At 56.4% G+C, this 24,773-nt stretch carries 23 protein-coding genes and 1 pseudogene; 18 read left to right on the top strand and 6 right to left on the bottom strand.

Features of this window, described 5'->3' with window-relative positions; all coding sequences use genetic code 11:
- Positions 1 to 220: 220 nt before the first annotated feature.
- The 13 genes and pseudogenes from AC2TCY_RS00835 (at position 221) to AC2TCY_RS00775 (ending at position 15,302) form a co-directional block, all read left to right on the top strand.
- Complete coding sequence (locus tag AC2TCY_RS00835; RefSeq protein WP_480844846.1) at positions 221 to 4,438, top strand: hypothetical protein; 4,218 nt, start codon at positions 221 to 223, stop codon at positions 4,436 to 4,438.
- A gap of 184 nt (positions 4,439 to 4,622) precedes the next feature.
- A pseudogene (locus AC2TCY_RS00830) lies at positions 4,623 to 4,871 on the top strand (transposase); the annotation flags it as partial.
- A 104-nt stretch (positions 4,872 to 4,975) separates the two neighbouring features.
- On the top strand, positions 4,976 to 5,251 hold the full coding sequence (locus tag AC2TCY_RS00825; RefSeq protein ID WP_480844844.1) for a PepSY domain-containing protein: 276 nt from the start codon (positions 4,976 to 4,978) through the stop codon (positions 5,249 to 5,251).
- Positions 5,252 to 5,305: 54 nt separating this feature from the next.
- Positions 5,306 to 5,827, top strand: a complete 522-nt coding sequence (locus tag AC2TCY_RS00820; protein WP_480844843.1) for a helix-turn-helix transcriptional regulator — start codon at positions 5,306 to 5,308, stop codon at positions 5,825 to 5,827.
- Entirely contained in the window at positions 5,824 to 7,149 is a 1,326-nt protein-coding gene (locus tag AC2TCY_RS00815) for a ferredoxin reductase family protein (protein WP_480844842.1), read from the top strand. Before AC2TCY_RS00820 ends, AC2TCY_RS00815 begins: the two co-directional genes overlap by 4 nt.
- 393 nt (positions 7,150 to 7,542) lie before the next feature.
- Positions 7,543 to 8,622, top strand: coding sequence for a hypothetical protein (locus tag AC2TCY_RS00810; RefSeq protein ID WP_480844841.1), 1,080 nt, complete (start codon positions 7,543 to 7,545; stop codon positions 8,620 to 8,622).
- A 5-nt stretch (positions 8,623 to 8,627) separates the two neighbouring features.
- On the top strand, positions 8,628 to 9,032 hold the full coding sequence (locus tag AC2TCY_RS00805; RefSeq protein ID WP_480844839.1) for a hypothetical protein: 405 nt from the start codon (positions 8,628 to 8,630) through the stop codon (positions 9,030 to 9,032).
- The gene (locus tag AC2TCY_RS00800; protein ID WP_480844838.1) at positions 9,029 to 10,147 is read left to right on the top strand and encodes a hypothetical protein; all 1,119 of its coding nucleotides are present in this window, start codon (positions 9,029 to 9,031) and stop codon (positions 10,145 to 10,147) included. The genes AC2TCY_RS00805 and AC2TCY_RS00800 overlap by 4 nt, the downstream gene beginning before the upstream one ends.
- 22 nt (positions 10,148 to 10,169) lie before the next feature.
- Entirely contained in the window at positions 10,170 to 12,101 is a 1,932-nt protein-coding gene (locus tag AC2TCY_RS00795; RefSeq protein WP_480844837.1) for an AAA family ATPase, read from the top strand.
- Positions 12,098 to 13,042, top strand: a complete 945-nt coding sequence (locus tag AC2TCY_RS00790) for a hypothetical protein (protein WP_480844836.1) — start codon at positions 12,098 to 12,100, stop codon at positions 13,040 to 13,042. Before AC2TCY_RS00795 ends, AC2TCY_RS00790 begins: the two co-directional genes overlap by 4 nt.
- Positions 13,039 to 14,376, top strand: a complete 1,338-nt coding sequence (locus AC2TCY_RS00785) for a DUF6638 family protein (RefSeq protein ID WP_480844834.1) — start codon at positions 13,039 to 13,041, stop codon at positions 14,374 to 14,376. Before AC2TCY_RS00790 ends, AC2TCY_RS00785 begins: the two co-directional genes overlap by 4 nt.
- Positions 14,377 to 14,643: a hypothetical protein gene (locus AC2TCY_RS00780; RefSeq protein ID WP_480844832.1), complete on the top strand. Its 267-nt coding sequence runs from the start codon at positions 14,377 to 14,379 to the stop codon at positions 14,641 to 14,643.
- Between the two features lie 11 nt (positions 14,644 to 14,654).
- Entirely contained in the window at positions 14,655 to 15,302 is a 648-nt protein-coding gene (locus AC2TCY_RS00775) for a DUF1523 family protein (protein WP_480844831.1), read from the top strand.
- 48 nt (positions 15,303 to 15,350) lie between these two features.
- Here AC2TCY_RS00775 and AC2TCY_RS00770 read toward each other — a convergent pair whose 3' ends face one another.
- The 6 genes from AC2TCY_RS00770 to AC2TCY_RS00745 all read right to left on the bottom strand — a co-directional run bounded on the left by AC2TCY_RS00770 (position 15,351) and on the right by AC2TCY_RS00745 (position 22,594).
- Positions 15,351 to 16,445, bottom strand: a complete 1,095-nt coding sequence (locus AC2TCY_RS00770) for a flagellar basal body P-ring protein FlgI (protein WP_480844830.1) — start codon at positions 16,443 to 16,445, stop codon at positions 15,351 to 15,353.
- Positions 16,442 to 17,449: a flagellin gene (locus AC2TCY_RS00765; protein WP_480844829.1), complete on the bottom strand. Its 1,008-nt coding sequence runs from the start codon at positions 17,447 to 17,449 to the stop codon at positions 16,442 to 16,444. The genes AC2TCY_RS00770 and AC2TCY_RS00765 overlap by 4 nt, the downstream gene beginning before the upstream one ends.
- A 2-nt stretch (positions 17,450 to 17,451) precedes the next feature.
- A complete protein-coding gene (gene flgK / locus AC2TCY_RS00760; protein ID WP_480844828.1) occupies positions 17,452 to 18,903 on the bottom strand; it encodes a flagellar hook-associated protein FlgK in 1,452 nt (483 codons plus the stop codon).
- 33 nt (positions 18,904 to 18,936) lie between these two features.
- The gene (locus AC2TCY_RS00755; protein WP_480844826.1) at positions 18,937 to 20,232 is read right to left on the bottom strand and encodes a flagellar hook protein FlgE; all 1,296 of its coding nucleotides are present in this window, start codon (positions 20,230 to 20,232) and stop codon (positions 18,937 to 18,939) included.
- Positions 20,233 to 20,329: 97 nt separating this feature from the next.
- Complete coding sequence (locus tag AC2TCY_RS00750; RefSeq protein ID WP_480844824.1) at positions 20,330 to 21,169, bottom strand: flagellar motor protein MotB; 840 nt, start codon at positions 21,167 to 21,169, stop codon at positions 20,330 to 20,332.
- Between the two features lie 87 nt (positions 21,170 to 21,256).
- A complete protein-coding gene (locus tag AC2TCY_RS00745) occupies positions 21,257 to 22,594 on the bottom strand; it encodes a FliI/YscN family ATPase (protein ID WP_480844823.1) in 1,338 nt (445 codons plus the stop codon).
- Positions 22,595 to 22,680: 86 nt separating this feature from the next.
- On the opposite strand from AC2TCY_RS00745, the gene AC2TCY_RS00740 reads away from it, so the two are divergent.
- Genes AC2TCY_RS00740 through AC2TCY_RS00720 form a run of 5 tightly spaced genes read left to right on the top strand, consistent with a single transcriptional unit; the run spans position 22,681 to position 24,755 of the window.
- Positions 22,681 to 23,067: a FlgB family protein gene (locus AC2TCY_RS00740; RefSeq protein ID WP_480844822.1), complete on the top strand. Its 387-nt coding sequence runs from the start codon at positions 22,681 to 22,683 to the stop codon at positions 23,065 to 23,067.
- A gap of 12 nt (positions 23,068 to 23,079) precedes the next feature.
- Positions 23,080 to 23,466 (top strand): flagellar basal body rod protein FlgC, encoded by a 387-nt coding sequence (gene flgC, locus AC2TCY_RS00735; RefSeq protein WP_480844820.1) that lies wholly within the window; start codon positions 23,080 to 23,082, stop codon positions 23,464 to 23,466.
- Between the two features lie 12 nt (positions 23,467 to 23,478).
- Complete coding sequence (gene fliE, locus AC2TCY_RS00730) at positions 23,479 to 23,769, top strand: flagellar hook-basal body complex protein FliE (RefSeq protein WP_480844819.1); 291 nt, start codon at positions 23,479 to 23,481, stop codon at positions 23,767 to 23,769.
- Between the two features lie 3 nt (positions 23,770 to 23,772).
- Positions 23,773 to 24,045: a flagellar biosynthetic protein FliQ gene (locus AC2TCY_RS00725; protein ID WP_480844818.1), complete on the top strand. Its 273-nt coding sequence runs from the start codon at positions 23,773 to 23,775 to the stop codon at positions 24,043 to 24,045.
- On the top strand, positions 24,045 to 24,755 hold the full coding sequence (locus tag AC2TCY_RS00720; RefSeq protein ID WP_480844817.1) for a flagellar hook-basal body complex protein: 711 nt from the start codon (positions 24,045 to 24,047) through the stop codon (positions 24,753 to 24,755). Before AC2TCY_RS00725 ends, AC2TCY_RS00720 begins: the two co-directional genes overlap by 1 nt.
- Positions 24,756 to 24,773 lie beyond the last annotated feature (18 nt).

Genomic DNA, 24,773 nt, shown 5'->3' with positions numbered 1-24,773 from the left:
TTCTGTCGAGTCGCGTGCAGCCTGAACCTCGCAAATATAGCGGGAAGTCTCAAAGTTGGATAAACGCCTGTTAAGATAGCATAAACTAAAGTTCTAAACCGCCGATTTGGCCACATTTCCGCCCTCATCGCTCTTTTAACGTTGCTCTGGAGTGTGCAAACACACATCGCATTGAGTGGGTGACGCTGGGGAAACAACCCTGCGGACTCGGGGAACGGAAATGAGCCAGATGGGGCAGAGTTATATGCAGATCGAGCAAAGAGTTCGTGCTTTCACGCGCGGGGGGCGTTTGACCAAGTGGAAGGGTAGAGTAGCGAGTGTCGCCCCCTCAGTATTTTTGTGTTCTGCCTCGGTTTTGGCAGTTTCCGCGGGATCTGTTTTTGGCGAAGTGGTGAACGGGCCACGGACGACACCTCTGGTCAGTAGCGTCGACGAAGATCATACGATTACGGCAACAGGTTCGATTGACGTCAACCTGTTGACCGGGCCGGGGGTGGTCCAGATCAATGTGCCGGATTATACCAGTACGCTGACAAATGACGGGCGGCTGACAGCGCCGGAAGGTACACTGAGAACCCGTTCAGCTATTGACATCAATGGTGATCTCTCCGGCACAGTTCTGAATTCTGGAACGATTTCGATGGGCGCAGCGACTGGCGACAGTGCTGTGCTGTACGGTGTCGATGTATTGGGGAATTTGACGGGTGCCGTTCAGAACACAGGCACCATCGACATTGCAAATTCCGCTCTGACATTTGGCACCGCAACAGGTATTTCTGCTACTCAGATCGACGGCGCGCTATCCAACAGTGGAACGATCAATGTTCGGGCTGACCTCAGCTCCCGGGTATCGGCCGTCGGGATAGCGGCTCAGACCGTGAATGGGACTGTCAGCAACACCGGCAACATTACCGTCGACGCATCCAGTTCTGGCGGCAGTGCATTTGCAGATGGCTTCAAACTGGCAACTGTCGCCGGGACGGTCGAGAACTCAGGGCCTATCGTCGCTGCAGCTTCGGGCGGCGTAACCGCAAGTGTGGATGGAATTGGTATAAACGACCTTTCAGGCAATCTGATCAACTCCGGTGCCATAAACGTTGTGGGCAACGCTGGAAGCAACGCAAACGGCGATGCGATCGAGATTGCGACTGTCTCAGGTCGTTTGGAGAACAGCGGCGCTTTGACGGTTTCGATGACGGCGGGTGACACCGGTCGTGCTTCCGTTGACGTTGTCGAAGTTTCGAACCTGACAGGAACGCTAACGAATTCGGGAGCTATCAACGGAACTGCCATGGCCGGAAGCGCTGGCGCCGATGGATTTGACATTGCGGATGTAGCCAACAGTGCCGTCTTCGACAACTCTGGCGCGGTGAACGTTCAGGTCCTGGGCACCACAGCGGATGCAAGAGCGGATGGTTTGGATTTTGGTGACGTCAACGGCAACGTCGCGAATTCCGGACAGATCAATGTCATTGCGAACGGAACCACCTCGGCGACAGCCCGGGGAATTCACGGAGGAAACATCTCTGGCACACTGGTCAACAGCGGACGGATTTTCACGGATGCAAGGGCCGGTAACAGGTCAGCTGAAGCTTTTGGCTTTCAGGTTGATGAGGTTCGCAATCAGCTGACCAATGATGGGCAACTGGTGATCGCGGCGGCCGGGGTGAGCAACGTCTCTGCGATTGGAATTTCTACGGATTTCGTTCAAGGCGCGTTAACCAACAACGGAACCATCACTGCAATCGGACAAGGCGGCAGCACTGACGTGATCGGGATAGAGACTGGAAATGTCGACGGCACCCTGATCAACACAAATACAATTGCTTTGGACGCAATCGCCACCTCATTTTCGGCTCTTGCGACAGGCATTGACGCTGGAAGGTTGAACGGGCTGCTACAAAACTCTGGTAACATCCTCGTTCAGGTGGAGGCCATTAATCATGCATCGGCCTACGGTATTGAAGTCGGAGAAATAGATGGCACTCTGAACAACTCGGGAACGATTACCGTCAATGTAGTCAATGGTTCGAGCGTCGAAGCCATAGGAATCCGGTCTTCCACTCTGACGGGTTCATTCGCCAACAGCGGGAATATCTCGGTTGTTGCGCAGGGGGCTGAAGTAACAGCGGAAGGGATCAGCGTGAACGGCGTGCTCGCAGGGGCCGACGTCACCAACACCGGCACGGTTTCCGTCCTCGCCGAAAGCCCAAGTTCTTATGCAAGCGCTATTGGCGTCACGGCCAACGGTACCGTCGAGGGCACGTTCAGCAACAGCGGAAGCCTGATCGTTCAGGCGGTTTCCGGCGGTTTCACGGCAACCGCTTACGGTATCGAAATCTCTCATGTCGAAGGACAATTCTCCAACAGCGGTTCGATCATGGCAACTGCGCAGGGTATTACTGCGCAGGCCACCGGTATCCGCAGCGGTCTTATATTCGGCGCGGCCAGCAATTCCGGTTCGATCACCGTTCTGGCCGATGGGCAGACAACCGCCTTTGCGCTGGGGATTGAAATGAACGATCTCGTCGGGTCTTTTGCCAACACTGGGACAATTACAGTTGCCGCATCAGGCGGGTCGACTGCCGGTGCAGTCGGTATCACATCGAGCGACTACCTGGGATTCGCAAGCGGACAGTTTGAAAATTCGGGTAACATCTCGGTGACGGCAATAGCCGATAACGGGTCGAGCGCCAGCGCTGTGGGTATCAGCACCAGTAACAGCGGTACCTATTTGAATTCCGGCAACATTTCCGTCGCTGCGAAAGGCGATAGGATGGCATATGCCCACGCACAGGGCCTGCGCATCGGAGAGATCGAAGGGTCCACAACCAACAGCGGCGATATCTCGGTGCGGGTCGAAAACACCCACGGCACCTCGGCCTACGCTGAGGGGATGTTTGCCGGAATAATTCAGGAAAACGCGCAGATTTCAAATTCGGGGACAGTGCAAGTCGCCGCCATCGGCCAGAATGTATCTACGGTCGCTGCCACCGGTCTGGGCTTTGGCCAGATCGAGGGCATAGCCGAAAACTCGGGAACAATCTCTGTGTCCGCTCTGGGAGATTCCCAGATCAGGGCCGAAGGGTTGTTTGCCGGCGATCTGACCGCAACCGGCGTCCTGACCCACAGCGGTTCGATATCCGTTACCGCCACCGGGGGTACCGCGGAAGCCTATGGCTTGCATCTGCAATCGGCTCAGGGCGTGGTCAACGTCACCGGCGACATTGCGGTCCAGTCGTCAGGCCAAAGTTATTCCGTCTTTCTTGGCGATGGCGGTGGCACGCTCAATGTCGAATCTTCAGCCAATATTGGTGGAACCATTCGGGTCAGTGATCATGACGTCAATCTGAAGAATGTCGGTGGACGGGTTGTCTATCACTTCCAGGACGATGACACGTCCACTGGTGTCTTCACCACGACGGTATCCTCACCGTTTCAGGGTTGGTTTGTTGACGACGAAGGCGGCACGGCCCCTGTCTATGCCACATTTGATGCCACTGAATTGCAGCCCAACACAAACCAGGCGTTTGAAATTGCCGGACTGTCTTACGATTTGGCCCGCCAGTTGGATAGCACTGATGGTGGCACTGTTAGCCAGGACAGAGTTGTTCTCAGTACCCGTGGAAGTGGTGCCATCGAAGGGTTCAGGCCGTATTTTCTGATCAGCGGCAGTCGAAGCGATGGAACTTCGAGCGGGAGTTCTGCGTCCCTGTCGTCGAATATGTGGAGTGCCAGCGCAGGTGTAACCCGCGATCTTGGAACCGGCCTGCGATACGGGCTTGGGGCCAGCTACCTCAAGAATGACGGTACCTTTGGCGCTACGTCTTTCGACACGTCCGGTGTCTTCATGAGCGGCATCATCGCCCAGAACTTTGGCTTTGCTGATCTGAGCTTTGGTCTTGGTTACGGCAACCTGGATCACGACGACTCCACCACAAGCGGAAACACCACAACTGATGCGGATTATTCCAGCGACATGATTACTGCGCTGGTAGCTGCCGAACGGGATTTCGGAATGGAGAATGGTGCGATCCTGACCCCCCGGGCCAGCTTTTTGTATGGCGAACAGGACCTGGATGGTTACACCGAGACGGGCAGCAGCCCCAATGCGACGGTGGGCGATAGAACCGTCACGTTCAGCGAGACCCGGATAGGAGGCGCATACTCGACCGCCGTGGGTGGCGGAAGTCTCTCGGCGTCGCTGGCCGCCGTACATCGCGACGCGGATGCGCCGTCGGTTGTTGATGTCGCAATTTTTGGCAACACCCTTGCACTTGCCTCAGGCGGCAGCGGAACCGACACTTTTGGCGAAGTGGGCCTGAGCTATGAGAAAGCCTTTGATCACGGTGGAAACCTACGCCTTGAGGCGAGATCAACGCTTGGTGCCGACGTATCCACGCAGGCTCTTTGGGCGTCGTACGAATGGCGGTTTTAAGCAATAGATACGTCATAGTGAGGTAGCGCAGTAACATATGCAGTCTCACGTGGGCCATCTCGAACCTTCTCAGGTGGCCCACAGAGTATTTTGTTGGGAACTAATCCGATAAGCCCAACAGGATAGATGGGCATAAGAGTCCATAGGGTCAACAGATTGGAGGACGCCCTCCGATTTCCAGCTGGATCTGGTGCGCAAGATGAAGCGCCGTTCGTCTCACCAGTTACAGCGGAAATTCCCCGCGCTGCGCAGGCGCTATTGGGATCGCAGGTTCCGGGGCAGGGGATTTTTCTTAACCACAAACGGTGTCATCACTGAGGGTATCGTTATGCAGTATCTCGATTACCACATCGCCGATCCCGCCAACGCCGGTCGACAGTTGTTTAGTTCAGGCCGAGCTAATCGCCTTAGTTGGCATAAACTTTCGGCCTAAGCCGCTTGAATTCTGCCAAAAGTCCAATTTTGTCGATCTCAAGAACTTCTCAGATAAGAGCAACCGCAATCTCGCGGTGGCAGATTTCTTGGAAAGGAATGCAAATGAACAATCTTGGAAAACTGGTGATTCTGGCTGTTCTCATTACGCCCGGATTGGCTCTGGCGCAGGTCAATGTGGGCGATACCCTGGGAACGTCGGTGGCGGCCATTCGCTCTGCGTTAGAGGCGGAGGGTTACGTCATTTCAGAAGTAGAGACCGAGGATGACGAAATCGAAATCCAGGCGTCAATGGGTGGCACAGATTTCGAGATCGAGGTGTCGCCTGAGACCGGCCAAATACTCGAGATTGAACTGCAAGACCCCTCTGACGACAGCTGACCGTCGATTGGTGCGCCCTGTCTAAGGGCGCACCCCTTTTTCCGAAAGCCGATTATGACACGTATTACCATTTTATGGTCTTTGTTCGCTTTGCAGGCCGTCTGTAGCGCTTACTTCCTGATGGATATCATCCTGGATCTTCTTTGGCCGATATCCTCCATCCAAATGGCTGAAAGCGATCTTATCGAGGCGCTGGTAACAGTTGCGCTGATCAGTGGGTTGGCGTTTACGGCGAACGAGCTGCGCCAAGTTCTGACCCGCCAAACCCAACTTGAAGATCAGGTAAAAGTTGCGTCAGGGGCATTCAGCGAGCTTCTGAATGCCCGATTTCAAGCGTGGTCTCTCAGCAAGGCAGAGCGTGAGGTCGCCATTCTCGCCATCAAGGGTTTCTCGATCGCTGAAATCGCCGATCTGAGGAGAACCAAACCGGGCACAATCAAGGCGCAATGTGCTTCTGTTTATCGAAAAGCTGGTGTGTCAGGTCGTCTGCAGCTTCTAAGTACTTTTATCGACGACCTTCTCGCGGACGAACTGATCAGCGCCGAATTTCAAACGCAGATCGAGGAAAACTCATGAAACCAATCGGACTCTTTTTGATCAGTGTGACGACGCTTGTCCCGGCTTACCAGCTTTTTTCTCTGCCAGGAATCACCGACCAGACAGCGCTGTTTTCCCAATATTTGGGTCTCGCAGCGCTGGTTCTGATGGCGTGGGGGCAAATTCTGTCAACGCGTCTGCCGGGGATCGAGCACTTATTCGGTGGCCTTGATCGTGTTTACGTCTTGCATAAATGGGCAGGGATCGCAGCAATGGCAGCAATTTTGTTGCACGATACAATTGGGGCCGAAATGCGCGGTCTTGGCCGCGAGACCGCATGGAATGACTTCGCTGAATCTTTGGGTGAAGTCAGTTTCTACGGGTTGCTCATCCTGGCCCTGATTTCCGTTGCGACGTTTATCCCCTATCACCTGTGGAAGTGGACGCACAAAGCCATGGGAGCCTTGTTTGCTATCGGTGCTCTCCATTTCTTTCTGATCATGAAGCCCTTTGCGATGACGGATCCTGCCGGATTGTATACCGGTTTTTTCTGTGCGCTGGGCATTGGAGCCTATTCATGGATGCTGCTGCCGCAAAAACTACGTCCGTCATACGGATACAAAATCTCGAAACTTGAGACGACCGGCGGTGCTTTGGCTGTTACACTTGAGCCTGAAGACAGACGGCTCAACCCGGTCCCTGGGCAATTTGGTGTTCTGCGCTTCACCGGCGCCGGGAAAAATGAACCGCATCCGTTCAGCTTTTCGAAAGTCGGTCCTGACGGCACTCTGCGTGTAACCGTGAAATCCCTTGGGGATTATACATCTACTCTGGGCCGCGTCCTAAAAGAAGGTCAGTCTGTTCATATCCAAGGCCCTTATGGGCGGTTCCGCCATAAAGGCAGGGGCCCTGAGGTCTGGGTCGCGGGCGGCATCGGTATCACTCCATTTCTTGCATGGGCCAATGCGTTGAACGGTGACGGCGAACCAGTTGATCTTTTCTTTTGCGTCAGCTCCCGAAAGGCCGCCCCGCATTTGAAAGAAGTCGAAAAACTTGCTGAACTCAAACCGAATTTGAGGTTGCACCTCGTAATATCTGACGAAGGTCAACGCATCAGCGCTGAAATGATCGCCGGTGTCATAGGCCCGAACCTGTCGCGCGCAAAAGTCTCCTTTTGTGGGCCGGTCTCTCTCCGGGTGTCTCTCAGCGAAGGCTTGCGTCGCTTCGGTGTGCCTGCGCGAAGGTTCCAGTTTGAGGAGTTTGAGTTTCGAACAGGCGTCGGCGTCAGGGGTCTGGCTGGATGGTTGCGAACCCGAAACCTTACCAGCGTTTCTCAATTTCAATTTGGCAACCGTGAATGACGGTTCCAATAATACCAACCGTCTTTCCAAGGATGGGCGGTTTCCTGTTTTGAACGATCATGAAGATAACACCACCGCGTGCGCATGAGGTGCGAAATGCAGTTACGCCACTTGTTGTTGCTATGGGTGACGCGGAGGTGACGTTTTTGGAGCTGCAGTAGCAACAAGTGGATTTAGGAAGCCGTTACAGGCAAAACAACACCGGATAATAAGTCCTTGAAAAGACGCCGTACCTACACAGGCGACGTCGTTCCCTTCGGTGATAAGTTGTCGCATCTATCTTTTTCGCTGTGAGTTTGCCAATCTTTGCAGAATTTCAGGACCCAAGGGGATGTAAATCAGCATAACATTCCCTATCTTATTGGGTATATAAGAAAAATAAGGATAGGACAGATGTCGAACCAGCAATTCGAGGCGTTGATTCAAGAGACTCAACAGAAAGTACGTGAGAGCCAATCGCAGATAGAAGGGCTAACATCACGGATCGAAGCCGCGCGAGCCAAGATCGGAACCTCCGAGGCGGATATCGACATTGAAAACGCTACCCTCGAAGACGTGCACGCGCACACCGAGGTGATGAACGCCAATATCGCCGAGCTGATCATGGGGCTGGACGACGTCACCAGCGCTTTCTCCAAGGATTTCGACGAGATGCGTTCGAAATCCGGATGGGAAACCTTTGTTGGTATCTTCTCGAAAGGCAAATCCGAGTCGATGCGGCAGGAGCGGATGCGCACCGCCAATATCGACGACAAGCTGCAGGACCTGATCGCCAAGTCTGACGTGATCGTGAAGTTGTTGGAGGGTCAGCTATCCCTGCTGGAAGAACAGCGCGTCAAGGTCGAGGAAAACCTGACCGGCACGCTGGACGACCGTGAGGCGACTGTGGCCGAATTGGAGGCATTGCGCGCCGAAATTCAGGGCATGGACCCGACCATCATCACGCTGGAAAACAAGATCAGCGTCGAACAGGACGCCGCCGCGCGCACCCAGCTAGAGACCGAACTGGCCGAGCTGAACAGGCAATACAACGCCAAGGTTCAGGAAGAGCAGGTCAAGCTGGCCAAAAGCCAAACGCTGGAGCGTTACATCGAAAAGGGCAAGACCTGGGTCGACTCACTACAGAACCAGGCGGCAACGCAGATGGTGCTGATCAACAAGCTGCAGACAGACACCCAGCAGCGCGTGGTGCTGTATGACGCCCTGACCAAATCGTTGAAAACCGCGCAGCAGCAGGACGTGGCCCACCGCATCAACGAGATCGGCGTGCAGACCGACCAAGAGGCGCAAACCGCCATGGCCGCCATCGGCACCGCGACCAACCAGAAAATGGCCGACATGCTTGAGGCGCATGAGGACCATATGGTCTTTGCCCGCGACGTGCTGGAGAAGAAGGCCAAGGCAGACGAACGCTTTGCCCGCCGCTTTGCCTCGATTGTCGAGAAGCATGATAAGAATTTGTATGGGGGTTGAGCTGGGTGAGCTACGCATCACATCGCATTCTCAACCTTCTTTTCGGCGCGTTGTTTGTTGCATTGCTTCTATCCATTGCTGCGGGCATTGCATCTGACAAACCCAATCTCAGCATCTTGGCCTGCTGGAGTATCGTGCCTCTTTGGATAGTAAAATCGTTTGTTCTGAGGGATGGCCGTGGCCGGGACAAAGATTACCTGACCATTTCAGAGGCGGTGAAGTCCAAGCGTTTTTGGCGGAAATATTTCAGAGAATGGGCTTTGCCGTTTTCAGGATTTCTGCTCGGCGGACTTTTGTATCTTTATTGGGGTTTACCGATAGCTGGTGCCGTTGGTCTGTACCTATTCCTTTTCGTCGGAACAGTGGACCATTGCCGTTTGGAATCCAATCGTCGTAGACGCACTCAATGACTGACCCAACCCACGACCATGTCGGCCTGACCGACACCTTCGCCTCGCGCCGCTATTTCCGCAAATTTGAGGTGATCACCGTCCACCTCCTGCGCGTGGCCGCGACGATGGAGGCTGAGGGAGCGATCTCGAAACAAGAGGTGCGGATCGTGTCGCGTTACCTCTCGGGGCTGCTCTACACCTTTCGCGCTCTGAGTATGAAATACCTGCTGGTCGGGCGCGATACGGGGCGGTTCTTTGGCAGCCTCGCCATGGATAAGCGCGACAGCGGGTTTCCGGTGGCGGCCGAGCTGCTGACCATGGCCAATGACGCGCAACAGGCGCAGGTGCATCTGGCGAATATGCCCTCGGAAGACGACCTGAAAACGGACATGGTGCGCACCATCATCGGGGATCAGGAAATTCCCACCAAGCTACAATTCGCGCTGTCTCAAAGGCTCTATTACGAGGAATTGCTGAAAGGTCAGCTGTTCTGGTCCCGCAACGATCCCGAATGCCACTGGATCGGGAATGAGGGGGATCGGCGCAGGTTCATGATCCACTGGGCGGTCTATGACAGCCAGATCAACCTGCCGGTCATCTACCTGATGCAGCTTGAAGACAGCGGCAAAACCGCTTTGCCCAAGGACCAACGCCGCTGGCCGGAAGTACAGGCGCATCTGATGGCGCAAAGCTTAGGCGGGCTGAAACTTGTGACCATCGCCAAGGGCTTCGATCAGGATTTCGACGACCTGCACCCCAAACATCTGCGCCGCATCCATGTGGGGCCGATGTATTCCTCGGCCTATACCGAGCAATCCGGCCCTCTGCGGCAAGTGCTGGAAGACGCGCAAGCGCCCGAAGGTCAGGACTGGGCGCTGGCCTGGACCACCGAGGAACTGGAAAGCGAAGAGGTGATCGAGGAGCGCGCAGGCTGGTTTTCTACCGTCGAACGCGAGGTCTTTGCGTTGGACCCGTTCGGCGGGCAAGGGGCCGACACCGGGGCCACCCGCACCCAACGGTCGATCATCCTGCCCCAGCGCCCGTTTCAGGTGCTGGCCGAACGCAACCCGCCGGGCTTTGCCGATGTGCGCAAGTTCGTGGTCAGCAAAACCGGGCAGGTCTTGAGATATTGAAGACAGCAAAGGCGATTTTGAAATGAGTTTGACGTCAGATCAGATGGAATTGCGCGAAGACGACATTCGTAAGCACTATCCAGCGGCGACCGCCCTGCTGAACGGGTTCGAGCACGCGCCAAGGATCGCCAAACCAGTTGAGGCCGCTGTTGAACGGTCGCCGGGGGTGTCGACTGGGCGGCGCTTCCGGTCCACGACGCCGGGGCTGGTGACACGGCGCACCGTGCGCGCGGATGGGGTGCATCTGGTCGAACGGATTGAAGCCTCGGATGATGGCGACACGTTGGTTTCACCGCCCCAGGCCACCACGCAGCAAGCCCTTCGACGTGCCATCGCCATCGCTCTGGCCGTTGCTGATGCTTATGCGGAACAGACCCCGCTGGCCGATCTCAAACGTGCCAATCTGGCCGGGGATCTGCCGCCCGCCCGCAAGACCGAATTCTCGGAACTGCTGACGGCTGAGGCTCTGATCACGCTACACACCTTCGGCAATGCTCTGGCCTATCTGATGTCGTCGCATCTGGGCGAGACGACTGCCGATATCGGTGAGATCGAAGAGGTTCTGACCGATAATGGGCAACTCGCCCTGCACGGCGCGCTGTGGGAACTGGACCAGACGCTGGCCAAACACGCCCCCGACGACGCGAATCTGATCGCCGCCACCAGCGCCTATGCCGAGCAACTGATGGACAAGGCCGCCCTGCGTGCTCAGTCCGCAGGCCATTTGGCCGCGTTTCAGAACGCCGCCTGGCATATCGAGGTCGACGATCTGACCATCCGGGGTTTCGAACCGGCATCGAAGGCGAAATCCACCACCCTGACCATGACGTTCAAGAAACCGAACGAGGTGGTCGGCAACCATATCGCCAAGTATCAGGCCATGAAGCTGGCCAAAATGGTGATGGCCTATGACTTCGACCGCCGCTTGAACCCGTTTGCGGAACTGGGCGGGTTCATCTTCACCTTCATGGGCGACGGCAAGCCGGGGACCGGCAAGACCACCCTGATCCAGATGATGGCCGGGCTGATCAACAACTATTGTCAGAACGCGGGATACCCGTTCCGCTATCAGAACCTGAGCACCGACAATATCGACAGCTATCAGGGCAAATCCGGCCAGAACGCCAAGGCCTTTATCAACACGATCATCGACCCCTCGGTCATCGGCTTCGGCACCATCGACGACATTGACCAACTTGCGGGCAAACGCGGCGACCGGCAGTCCTCGGCCGGGCAGCTGGAAATCACCGCCGTGCTGATGGAAAGCTTTGCAGGCGCCAACACCGTCGTGCGCGGCAACTGCACCTTTGGCATGTTCTCGAACTACCCCGAGAATGTCGACGACGCCCTGCGCCAGCGGGCGGGCGCGCGGTTCCTGGTGGACGGGCCGCAGACGCGCGAGGATTACATCGACATCCTGCACCTGCTGATGGGCCGCAACCATGATATTCCGCTGGGCGCGCACGAAGCCTATGCCGCGCAAGAGATCAAGAAGGCCGTCGCCGCCAGCTTTGAAAGCCATTCCCGCCCGCATGAGGATGCTCTGCTGAAAGTCTATGACCGGGTCTCCGATCAGATCGGCCAGATGGACACGATCGCCAAGTTGGGCACATACCTAAAAGCGATCCAACAAGCGGATGAACGGTTCACCGGCCGCGCGATCAAGAACATCACCGACGCGGTCAAGGTCCGCGCGATGGATTTCGAACTGCCTGACGAATGGATGGAAAACCCTGACCTGTTCCTGTTCCACGACTACGACACCAAGAAGGCCATGATCGAGGACCTGCGCCAGCCGATCACGGTTGAGATGGTGATGCAAGAGATCAACCGCTATGCCGACAGCGAGTTCCGCTATGCCGACAAGAGCGACGAAGTCGCCATCGAAAACGCGGTGCGTGAGATGGGCCGGATGGAAGAGGCCAAGCGGCGGTATTTGGAGGGGAAGGGGTGAACAAAGTCGCGGTTTGGCTAATTTATGCTTATGTATGGTGGATGATCGACAGCAGGAGCGACGATCTTCTGTATCGTTACGCGCGTCGTTATTGGGCTGGTGTGGATAGTTTAATTAAGTTTGGCATGTTGGCGACAGTAGCCTTTTTAGGGCTAGTTGCTTTGCTTGCGTTTGATGACACGTGCAACTTTCTCGTTTGCGAAAGCCGATTGAACGCCTTCCTTGACGCGCCCGCAAACGAAGTTGGTGATACACTGGCTGGACTTGCTGGCGGTTTAGCGTTCCTTTGGATAGTCGTAACAGTGTTGCTACAAGGCAAAGAACTGGCTGCTCAAAGGCAAGAGTTGACCTTAACTCGCAAAGAAATGGTAGAGCAGCGCAAAGCCAGTCAAGAAATGGCCAGTGCTTTATCTAAACAGTCTGCGTCTCTCGATAGTGAACAAAGGCGTAGTCGCGAGTTGGAAGCTGAGCGGCAGTTAGATAGCATAGTAAAAAGTATTGAAAACAAATGTCGGTCTATCTCGAAATACCAAAAAGGACCCACATTTAAGTCCGACGAAGACAGCGAGGACAATGAATTTTCCGAGGTGCTATTGTTTCGGGAACCGATCCTCACGGCCGGGGATGACTTAGTTTCTGAAATGTTTGGTACGTTCAATAGATTTGAAATTATGATTAGATACGGGAAGTTCCATGGAACAATAATGAGGCCTTGCAACTCTGAAAGAACTTTCCGAGACCTCCTCAAGCTATACGACAGCGCACAAAGTACTTTTAAAAAGTTAGGGGCAGATCAAATAACGCGCTTTGAGAGGCTGGAAATAGACGGATCTCGTAAATCTCTATTGAAGATACTCGATCACAATATTTGGGAAGAAGAAGGGGGCTCAATAGAAATTGAGGAAGCCTTGAAACTGTTTTACGAGACCCCGACTCAATGATCCGCCTCATCGAAAAAGGCCTGATGTTCGGCAACCTCGTCCACATCTCCAGCCCGGCTCTGGTCGAGCGGTATAACCGCGCGCTGCAGCATCTGGCGGGCAAGACCACGGAGCTGACGGATTTCCACGTCGATATCTCGGGCTATTCGCCCGAGGTGGGGATTGAGCTGGACGACCCGCTCTACCTCAATCCCAACGGGGTCAACCGGCAATTCATCCTGCTGACGACCGAGCAGAAACGCGCGCCTCTGCTGAACGTCAAGTTCTCGACCTCGCGCGATATCCTGCGTGAATTCATTGAGATGAACGAGGCACAGCTGTTCGCCCTGACCGCCACCGATGCGGTGGCTGGAGAGCTGGTGAACTCTGTCATCAAACTCAGCACGCCGCGCGATCTGCTGAACCTGCAAAAGATCGAGATCGAGGCCGACACCGCAGGCGGCACCCTGCGCAAGGCACAGCAACTTGCAGGCATGGTCGAACGGTTCAAGACCAAAGAAGACGCCTGGTTCGACGATGTGCTGATTGCGGAAATGATCGAGACGGCCAAGGAAACCGGCGACGTGACACGCAACCCGGTCCGCCTGCGCCACACAGCGTTTGAACAGCGCAATTTCTGGACAGCGCATTTCGGCGGGCTCTACCTATTCCCGGATTTGGAACATCCGGCTGCAATCTGTATGGCCGAACGGCCTGACGATCTGCCGATCAAATACGTATTTGACGTGTCTCAGAGAAATCAGATCGCCAAGTTCCTTGGGTACAACAATCTGGTCGAAACGATCATCGAAGCTCGTGGTGTGGATTCCGCAGCTATCCTGCAGCAGAAGATGGATTTCCTGACCATTGACGCCGCCGCTGATGCGGGCGTTGACCTGACGGGGCTGGATCGGGGCGACATGCGGCGTCTGGCCCGCAACCACGCGGATCGTCTGCCCGAGGCCTATCACGGCCTGGCACAGTTGTTGCGCTGGGCGAAAGATGGCGGTCCGTGGCCCCGCATTACCTCAGATCACCCAGCCTATTTCTACACGCTGCGTGCGGCGGATACCCCGAGCCGCGATCTGGTGAACATGCTTTTGGCCGAGCTTGCCCCGCTGGACCCTCGTCAAATGTTCATCTGCCATAAAGAGCTGTTTTACAGCACATACGCCCTATGGCCTGAAACCAAAAAAGCCTATGTTGCCGACTTCCTCGCACGCGAGTATCAGGTGGACAAGGCAGGTGCCCGCGCCGCGTTGTTCGGCCATGAGCCGGACATGAGCGGCAACGACAGGGTCAGCGACGAGGTCATAGCTCGCGTCGGTCCCTGGGGCGCTGTTGGGAGGAATTGAATGATCGTTGCAATCCGTTTCTTGATCCCGCTTCTGATTGTTCTGACGGTGATCTACATCGGTCTGTCAATCTATTCCCGCCTGATGCGGCGGCGCAAGCTGATCGCGCATTGGGAGAAGAAAGGGTTGACCGGTGATCGCGACGCTTTTGTCGCGCGGGGGTTGAAGAAATACGACAACTCCTTTCGCAGGAAACTGCTGTTGGGCGTCTATGTCGTCCCGCTTGGGGCAATTGCCCTGCTGATCTATATTACTAATTTCATGTGAGGGCCGGATAGATGGTCTATGTCAAATGGGCGTTCATCATAGTTTTCTGGGGTTTGGTCGCCGCAGTGCTGGAATACACCCTGCCGCAGCAGGATGTGGTGCGGATCGTCAAAACCGAGGTGAGGCGCGTCGATTTCGGTGAGAACTCGCTTTTCTGGGCGCAGCAGGACACTGGACAGGAAACCGCGCAGACGGTCAATCGCGATGTGCGTTTCGTCGAAACCTTCCGCCCCAACGGCAAGCCGCGCGTTTATCGCAACGAGGATACCGGCTGGGGCTGGCCGCCCTATTTCAAGCTCGACAGCTCGAATCTGCAGGCGGAGCTGACCAATCTCGTGTCGACCGAGGCGGACCCGCAATGGGTGGTGTTGCGCCATTACGGTTGGCGCAATCAACTCATGTCGATCTTTCCCAACGCGGTGTCGGTGCGCCCGGTGGACAGCCCCGATGTACGGCTGATCCCCTGGTTCAACATCATCTTCCTGACGGTGTTCTTTGCCATCGTCTGGGCGATCTGGGTGCGCTGGCGACGATTTCGGCAGCGCCGCATCGACCCGATGCTCGAAAATGTCGAAGACAGCTTTTACGCGGCGGGCGATGCAATTGAAGAAAGGCGCACCGGGTTCCGCCGTTGGCTGGACAGCTGGAAATCAAAGTGACGATGGCGCGACAGGTCTGATCTGGCCATCCCGTTGTGGCCAGAGCGCCTATCGGACAACGAACTCGGCATGAAGCGCCCCGGCGGCCTTGATCGTTTTCAGAATGTCGATCATGTCGCGGGGCGACACCCCAAGGGCGTTCAATCCGGCCACCACCTCTGACAGAGTGGTCGCTTCAGGGATTTCAGCCAGCCCGGTGCCCTCTTCCTCCTCAATGCCTGCGATCGTGCGTGGAACAACGACGGTTTCGCCACGGGCAAAGGGATTTGGCTGTACGGCAATCGGAGCTTCTTCGACGGTCAGAGTCAGGTTGCCCTGCGAAACGGCCACGCGCGAAATCCGAACGTCCTGCCCCATAACAATCGTACCAGACCTTTGGTCAACCACGACTCTGGCCTTGCTTTCTGGCTGAACCAGAATGTTTTCGATGCGCCCGATGGCATGAGCGGGTGATATGGCCTGCGTCGCTGCGATGTTCAGCTCGACTGTGCCGGAATCCCGCATAATTGCGACAGCGCGGTTGAATTCTGTGTTTATCGCAGCTTCGATCCGACCCGCTGTCGTGAAATCAGGTTCCCGCAGCGCCAGTCTAATTTGTGCGAGGGAGGATAATTCAAAGTCTATTTCCCGTTCCACACGCGCGCCAGAAGGAACCACACCCGACGTAGGAACGCCACGCGTAACCGAGGCTGCTTCGCCCTCGGCCACCGCGCCACCGGCCAGAACTGTACCCTGAGCTACAGCGTAGATCTGACCGTCGGCTGCGTTCAAGGGCGTCATGACCAGAGTCCCGCCCAACAGGCTTTTACTGTCTCCGATGGCGGATACCGTTATGTCGATCTGGCTGCCGACCCGGGAAAAAGGCGGCAGAGCCGCGGTGACAAGAACGGCCGCAACATTTTTGGGGCGAAAATCCTCTCCGTTCACGTTGACGCCCAGGCGTTCCAGAATATTCGACATAATCTCTTCGGTGAAAGGAGAGTTGCGTAACCCGTCACCAGTACCGTTCAGCCCAACAACCAAGCCGTATCCCACAAGGTCGTTGCCGCGCACCCCGTCGAAATCCACAAGATCTTTCAACCGGATCGCACCGGCGTTAGCCAGGCTGGGCAACAACACCAAAAGGAACAGAAGAACTCTCATCTCAGGAAATTTACCAGTGAAAGGTTGGCGTTGCGAACAGTCACGGAATACAGGCTTTCCAACTGAAACTGCACTGTTTGCAATCGGGCAGCGGTTTCATATGGGTCTGCGGCGATCAGCGCGCCGCGTGCGTATTCCGCACTGGTTTGCGCCGCAGCATTTCGCGCGGCAGCCTGTTCAACACGGGCCTCTGCCGCGCCCACTTGCGCTCGCAGTTTCACGGCTTCGTCCTGTGTGCTCGCCAAATCTACACCCAACTGTGTGAACAACGCAGTCCTCTGGGCTGGCGCCAGATTGAGCGCGCTGTCTGATACAAGTGCTGCGACGGCGACATCGCGCAGGGCCGCCTTGAAGGCAGGATCCGTTGCCATGATCGGGACGTCGATCCTTTCGTTGTCGGAGATTTGCATCGGGGCCAGCGACGTCGCGGCCCCTTGATAGATGACGGCGTCAAACCCGGTAGGATCATTGAACCAGTCTTCAGCGGCTTGTCGGATGTCCGCGGCTGTTGTCAGCCCTGCCAATTCGGTTTGCAAAGCGTTCAGCAGTGTATCAGCTGACGGCAAGGGCGACATATCCGTCGCCGTTCCCGCATACAAGCTGCGTCCGCCAACTCGTGTGTTGAGGGCAGAGACCATCGTATCCAGCTCATTTCGGGCCTGAACCGAGGCCTGTTCATGTGTTACCGTCTGGTTCGCCGTCCCAAATGCCAGCAGTGAGGCGGATAAATCACCAACGGAATCGCTGAATGTTGTCAGGCTAAGCTGCATCGCATCCGTGAACAGACGCGCCTCGGCTGTCGCGACGCCATAAGCGTCCAGCCGGGCCAGCCCGTGATCCAGATCGAGCAAATGCGAATAGTCACCGCCCAACCGGCCCGAGACATCCTGTACCTGACCGGTGGACATTTCATATGACAGGGTTTCGATCTGGGATTTGATCTCGGTGCTGCGCGACCTCAGGGTCAGACCTCGCGCCAGATCGCCAATTGAATTCAGTGTCATGATCAGAGCCTCAGCAAAGTGTCCATCAATTCATCGACGACCGCGACTATCCTCGCGTTGGCTGCATATGCCTGCTCGATCTGCATCATGCGTTGCAATTCCTGATCGCTGTCAACACCCTGCTCGGCAACGATTTTTTCCATTTCAAGCTGAGCACTGGCGGCAAAGGACATGCGTTGGTTGGCGGCGTGTGCATCTGTACCCGCTTTCGACAGTAACGCTTCGGCGATTTCAGCCGCGCGCATGTTGCCGGTTCCAAAGCTTGCTCCAGTCACCGCGCGTCCAGTGTCGAGTGCCGCCCCAAACGCTTGCAGTTGAGTGGCGTCACCCGGGTCTCCCGGTGAAGCGGCGCCCAGCCCTGCACGCAGTTTCCAACTTGCGCCGCCCGCGTCCGGACTCACGGCGGCATTAAGTTCAATCCGGGATGCGAGGCCAGTCAATGTGGCCGCGTTGAACCTGTTCCCGTCATCGGTGAAAAGCCCTGGATCCGCGGCGGTAAGGGTAGGATCCAACCCCGGCGTTTCAAACCGTTCGATCAGATCACGGGCAACGGCATCCAGATTTGTCTGCGCCTCAACCGCCAGTTCATCGCGGATTTCGAACTGTGCAACAAGGGCCCCCCCCCGGATCTGAGCATAATCTCCACTGACTCTGACCGGTTGCCCGTTGACCTCGAGGCCGGACAGTAGCCCGTTGCTTACCGTCATATGAGGCTTGGTTTCACCGGTCGTTGAAAACGAAAACTCGACGGCGCTTCCTTCCAGCAGGATGAGGCCTCCGTCAGAATAAAGTGAAACCCGGTCATTTTCGCGAGAGACGACGTTGACGGGAACAAGCTCATTCACCTGATCGATCAGGACCTGCCGCTGATCCAGCAATGCGCCGATGTCCCCTCCCGAATTTCGCACAGCTGGAATTCTTGCGTTCAGTGCCTCGATATCCCTGAGAGTCTGATTCAGCGTTTCGACCTGGTTTCTGATCGTTCTGTCCGCATCAGACCGCATTTGCCGCAATCCCTCAGAGGCTGCATTAAGCGCACTCGACAACTCATTGCCTGCGCCCGCGACCTGATCCAGACGTATGGTGGAATCCGGCAGACTGGCCGCTGTAATCAAGCTGCTTTCAAAGCTTGCAAAGCGGGCGGCGATCGAGGTTGGGTCCGTTGTGGAACCAACCAGTCTTTCAAAACCTGCATGAAACTCTGATAGGGTCGAGGTGTTGGCCATATCCGCATCCGTCGCGCGGCGGTTGGCAAGAAGTACGGGGTCCTGGTGGCGAGTTATTCCGACTACCCGAACACCGTTGCCGGAAATAGGGCTGGTCGCCAATTCCAGCGAGCGGCGCGCATAGCCCGGGGTCAACGCGTTGGCGATGTTTCCCGAAACAACCGCCGCGCCGCGACTGGCTGCGCTTAACCCGCCCAGCGCGTTGTTCAATGCCGTCGACATGTTCATGGATCAGTTCCTTTCCGCCGGTCAAACACGGGATCAGCGTTTGATATTGGTGGTTTCCTGCAACATTTCGTCGACGGTCTGGATCACTTTGGCGCTAGAGGAGTAGGCCCGCTGCGTCTGGATCATCGACGTGAGTTCGGTGGCGACATCGGTGGTCGATTCCTCGCGCGCGAAAGAGATCAGATCACCTGTTGGACCTTCACCAGCATCCCAAAGGAAGAACGTTCCGCTTTCCCGGGATGGGGCATATGTCTGGCTGTCCAACGCCGTCAGGCCGTTGGGGTTCGGCACATCCGCCAGCGGAATCTGGAACATGCGACGACTGACGCCGGTATCGTAGAAGGCGTAAACATATCCTTTTTCGTCGACCTGAACGCTGGTCATTGTTCCAACGGCCGAACCGTCGCGGGTAATCGAAACAGGGGCGAAGGTATCAGACAGCTGTGTAATGCCATCCGTATCACCAATCTGGCCAATGTTGATTTCCACCGGCCCGCCTGCAACGTTTACGACAAAGCCGCCGGTAACCGGATCATATGCGCCGCCGGAAACGGCAGTGACGCTGGCCAGTGTTCCGCCCGCTGTCCGGCTGTCGGTAAAAGTAAGAGTGTATTCCCCAATCACGGCCCCGCTCGAGGCCGAATCCCGCAAGGTTAGTGTCCATTCATTGCTTGACCCGGTTGCCGGGACCGTTGGTGTTAATTCAATATCCACGCTTTCCGATTTGCCGAGATTGTCAAAATACTCCACCGACAAAGGCTGAACATCGCCGGGGGCACCCGCTTCGGTCGCTGTGGCAGGCAAGTTCATTCTTAGGTTCATTGCGGTTGTAGGGGAACCCGAGAGCTGATTGACGCTTAATTGGACAGGCACCAATGCAGCGGGCGTGTCGCGCGGCACACTGGGAATCGATCCATCAGCTGCCGCGGGCCAGCCCAGCAGCACCAGCCCGGATTCTGTCACCAGATAACCTTCTTCATTTGTGCGGAATGAGCCGGTGGTCGTCAGTTGCATTTCATTCGAACCGGTTCCGATCTGCGAGCTGGGCCGCACTGGCAACATGCCGCGCCCACGAACGGCCAGATCGGTGGAATTATTCGTGGTCACCAAAGACCCGCGCTGATCGATCAGGCGCTGACTGGTGGTTCTGACACCCCCTGCGGAATAGCTGCCGCCTTGGCCCGAGGTGACCATCGAATGAAAGTCAGTCTCAACCCGCTTGTACCCAAATGTCGAAGAATTGGCGATGTTGTCTGAAATGGTTGCAAGCCTGTTGGCATTGGCCTTCAACGCCGCCACACCGGCATTCAGCGAAGAGGATATGGTCATCAGCACGCCCTTCTGTTGCGTATATCGTTATTGCAACAGGTAACGCGCCGGGCCTTAACAGCGCGCTAACAGGTAAAATGCGTCCTATCGTTTTGGATCAGGGGCTTCGAAGGAAGATGACTTCGATCCGGTTGTTGCGCGCTGCCATCGGATTTTCGGTCACCAATTCGCGGTCCGCATGGCCAGCCACGCGATCAAACCGCGAACCTACCATTCCTTTGTTTTGCAGTATCTGTCGCACGACCTGAGCGCGCGACGTCGATAAATCCCACGAGGGGTTTTTGGCCAGGACCAGCGGTTCAGATCGAACATGCCCCTCCACTGCGACATCATTGGTCACGAGATCCGAAGACCGGGTCACTAGCAGCGCCAGTGCCCGCATCATGTCCGTCGGCTTGTCGGATCTTGATTCGAAAAGCGGCTGGTCTTCAGTATCGAACATCTCGACCACCAACCCCTCGTCTGTTACGCGCGTAATGATGTGCTTCAGCAGTTTTTCTGAAACAACACTTTCACCGGTACGGCCCAGCAGGTGCGCCTCGAGCGATGAGAATTCTTCGGACACTTGGTCGTCACCGCCCTCGGCATCCACACCGGTCGAACCGCGTGCTTCTTTGGCCCTGGTCGGGTTGCGTTTGGTTGCACCTGATCCGTCCATTACCAGCGTTTTTTCGGAAAACATGTTGTTGCCGCCAAAGGCACCGTCGCCGCCACCCGAAACTGGGTTCACCGGAATCGTGGGCGAGAAGTAATCCGCCAACCCTTTTCGTTGCTTTTCTGTTGTTGCATTCAGCAGCCACATCAACATGAAGAAAGCCATCATGGCCGTAACAAAGTCAGCATACGCGACTTTCCACGCGCCACCGTGATGTCCAGCGCCACCCGTTACACGCTTCTTCTTGATGATGATTGGCGCCGCATTGGATTGCGCACCCATCTCCACCACCTTCTTATCACCCGTCTACCGGGGTAACAGGGCAGATCTTAAGGTGGACTTAACACTTAAAACTGTCTCGGTTTTCCTTCATCTGGGCAACCCGGCGCTGGCGCGGCGCAGAATCAGAGACAGGTGGTTGAAACTGTTCTCAATCCCGTCTGTTTCCTGTTTGCCGAAAAATGCGTCCAGTTCCTCATGGACCCGCACGGCCTGATCCAGCAGCGGGTCAGTGCCTTCGGCGTAAAGCCCGGCTTTGATCATAACCTCGGACTGTTCATAGCTGCCGACCAGTTTGCGGGTTTCCGATATAATCCGGTTTTGCTCTTCAGACGCTGCGCCCGGCAAGCTGCGCGAAACTGATCGGCTGAGGTCAATCGCCGGAAAGCGTCCGCGTTCGGCGATGTCCCGGCTCAAAACGATATGGCCATCCAGAACACCGCGGAGGATGTCCGCGATCGGTTCATCCATGTCCGACCCGGCCACCAGAACGCTGAATACCGCAGTGATGTCCCCCTGTTCGGAAGTCCCAGGTCCGGCGCGTTCGCAAAGATTTGCGATCAGCGTCGTCACGGATGGAGGGTACCCACGCAAAGAAGGCGCTTCGCCCATCGCGGTAGCAATTTCACGATGCGCTTCAGCGAAGCGTGTCACTGAATCGGCCAGAAATAAAACGTTCAGACCCTGATCCCGCAGATACTCTGCCACTGACATGGCTGACCAGGCGCAACGCCGACGCGCCAGCGCCGACTGGTCCGAAGTAGCGGCAACGACAACAGACCGTTTCATGCCATCGGGCCCAAGGGCGGTGTCGACGAATTCGTTTACTTCTCGCCCTCGTTCACCCACCAGCGCGACAACGACCGCATCTGCCTGCATCGCTCTGGCCAAGGTGGCGAGCAAAGTGGATTTCCCCACACCGGAGCCAGCGAACAGGCCGATGCGCTGACCGCGAACAATTGGCAACATGGTGTTGAGAACGGCCAGCCCGGTTTCCATACGCTCACCCAGCGGTTTGCGTGCAACGGCAGGCGGAGGGGTGCGCGTCAGATCAACTTCATGCTTACCGCCGATCAGAGGTTTGCCGTCCAGCGGCTGGCCGAACGGGTCAACAACTCGCCCCAGCCAATGCATCCCGGGCGCAAACGCAGCTACAGGTTCAAGCACTACCGGGTCGCCTAGCGAAACGCCGTTTGGCGCGGACCCTGGCAGCATGTGCATCCTGTCAGAATCGACACGCAGCACTTCGCCGATGATGTCCGGGCCTTTGCGACGGCGCAAAATAAGGTGATCCCCGATCTTAGCCCTGTCGGACAGACCGTCGATTTCGATAACCCCGTGCGCCACCCCCGCAACGCGGCCCATATTGCGCACAGCAGTCATCCTGTCGAATTCGCATTTCAGAAGTATCGGATCGAAATCGGACATCGCAGGTCTCCAACTTGGTTCTGAAAACGCTTTCTAAAGGAATCGGGGTTAAGCCTTGATTGAAATTGATCGAGGGAGAAGCCCCGATGTTCTCTGACCTGAACGTCTTTAAGACAGCGTACGCAATGGCAACCCATGCCGGGCAACGGCAAGCGGTCATCGCGCGAAACATGGCCAATGCGGATACACCGGGCTATCAGCCGTGGGATATCGAGGCTTTTCAGACAGCTTTCGACAAGGCCGGGCGTGAGGCCGAGATGGTCGCCACGCGCCCGGGTCATCTACACGGCAGCACGGGTGCGCAGCCTTGGGCCGAACATGTGGCCAATTCGTCCGGCGATCCCAATGGCAACGGTGTTTCGCTGGAAGAAGAGATGCTGAAAGCGGTTGAAGTCAAACGGCAGCATGACCGGGCTCTGGCCATCTATCGCTCTTCCATCGGAATCCTGCGCACCAGCCTTGGCCGCGCGTAAGGAGGGATTGAGATGAGTGACTTTTCCCATTCCCTGTCTGCCTCGGCCAGTGCTCTGCGCGCGCAAGCGACCCGATTGCGCCATGTTTCCGAGAATATTTCAAACGCTGATACGCCGGGCTACCGGCGAAAGACTGTGCCGTTTGAAGCAGTCGAGCGGAGCGGCGGCACAACGGTGCAGGCGGGGAGGGTCAAGCTGGACCGGCGTGATCTGACGCGCATCTACGACCCGAGCCATCCCATGGCTGATGGAACAGGATACTTTCATGGTTCGAATGTCGATCTGATGATCGAGATCGCCGACGCGCGCGAGGCGCAACGCAGTTACGAGGCCAATCTGAAAATGTTCGACCAGACCCGACAGATGTCGTCGAGTCTGATGGATTTACTTCGCAAATAGAGGAAAGCCAGAATGGATATCCGATCGTTGACCGCAGCGCAGAATTACGCTGTTGCGCGCCCTGCAACACAGGCCAATCCCGATCAGCAAGGGATGGCGCAAGGGTTGCGATCCTCGTTTCAGGATTTCGCCACAACGCTGAAACACAGCGAACAGGTGGCGCAATCCTCGATGGTCGGGCAGGCCGATCCGCACGCGCTGGTGCAGGCGTTGGCGCAGACCGAACTGGCCGTGGAAACCGCTGTTATCGTCCGCAACAAGGTGGTTGAAGCTTACCAGGAAATCCTGCGGATGCCGGTCTAAGCCATGCTAAGCGAAGGTCTTTTCTATGACATCGTGCGCCAGGCCTTATGGGTCGCGGTGATCACCTCGGTCCCGATCCTGGCTGTAGCCCTGATCTCGGGCCTTGCTGTGGGTCTGTTTCAGGCACTGACCTCGGTGCAGGAAATGACACTGACCTTCGTTCCTAAACTGATCGCCATTGTCATCGTTTTCTGGATTTCGATGGGATTCATGACCCAGACGCTGGTGACGTTCTTTACCAAAACCCTCATCCCTTTGATCGCAGGAGGCCGCTGATGGACACCACCTATGTCACTCTGTCCCGCCAGTCCGGTTTGATGAATGAAATGCGGCAAGTGGCCAATAACATCGCCAACGCCAACACCACCGGCTACCGCGAGCAGGGGGTGGTGTTTTCCGAGTTCGTTAAGGACATGCCGGGCAACCCATCCCTGTCCATGAGTCGAGCCGAAGTGCGCAATACGTCTATGCTCCAAGGATTGCTTACCGAAACCGGAGGGCAATTCGACTTTGCCATCGAAGGTGATGGGTTTTTCATGGTCGAAACGCCATCTGGCAACCGCCTGACCCGCGCAGGCAGCTTCTCGCCCAATGCTGACGGGGATTTGGTGGCATTGGATGGCGCGCGCGTGCTGGACAGCAATGGTGCACCAGTTTTTGTCCCGCCAGATGCAGCCACGGTCGATGTTGGCAGCGACGGCACGCTCAGCGTGGATGGACAGCTATTGGGTCAAATTGGCGTCTACCAGGTTGCCGAACCCAATGAACTGGTACGCGAAGGCAATACACGCTTCCGCCCCGCGGGCGATGTGGAGCCGGTCGAAGATCCGGTCATTCTGCACCGCTTTCTGGAAGGGTCGAACGTGAATGCCATCGAGCAAGTCGCCCGGTTGGTCGAAATTCAACGCGCATATGAGCTTGGGCAGAGCTTTCTGGAAACCGAAGATGAACGGGTTCGCGAGGCGCTCAAGGCCCTGATGCGTTGATTTGTACAAGGAGATTTC

It is taken from the genome of Ruegeria sp. HKCCD7181, from assembly GCF_057221055.1.
This window is presented reverse-complemented; position numbering and strand designations above follow the sequence as displayed.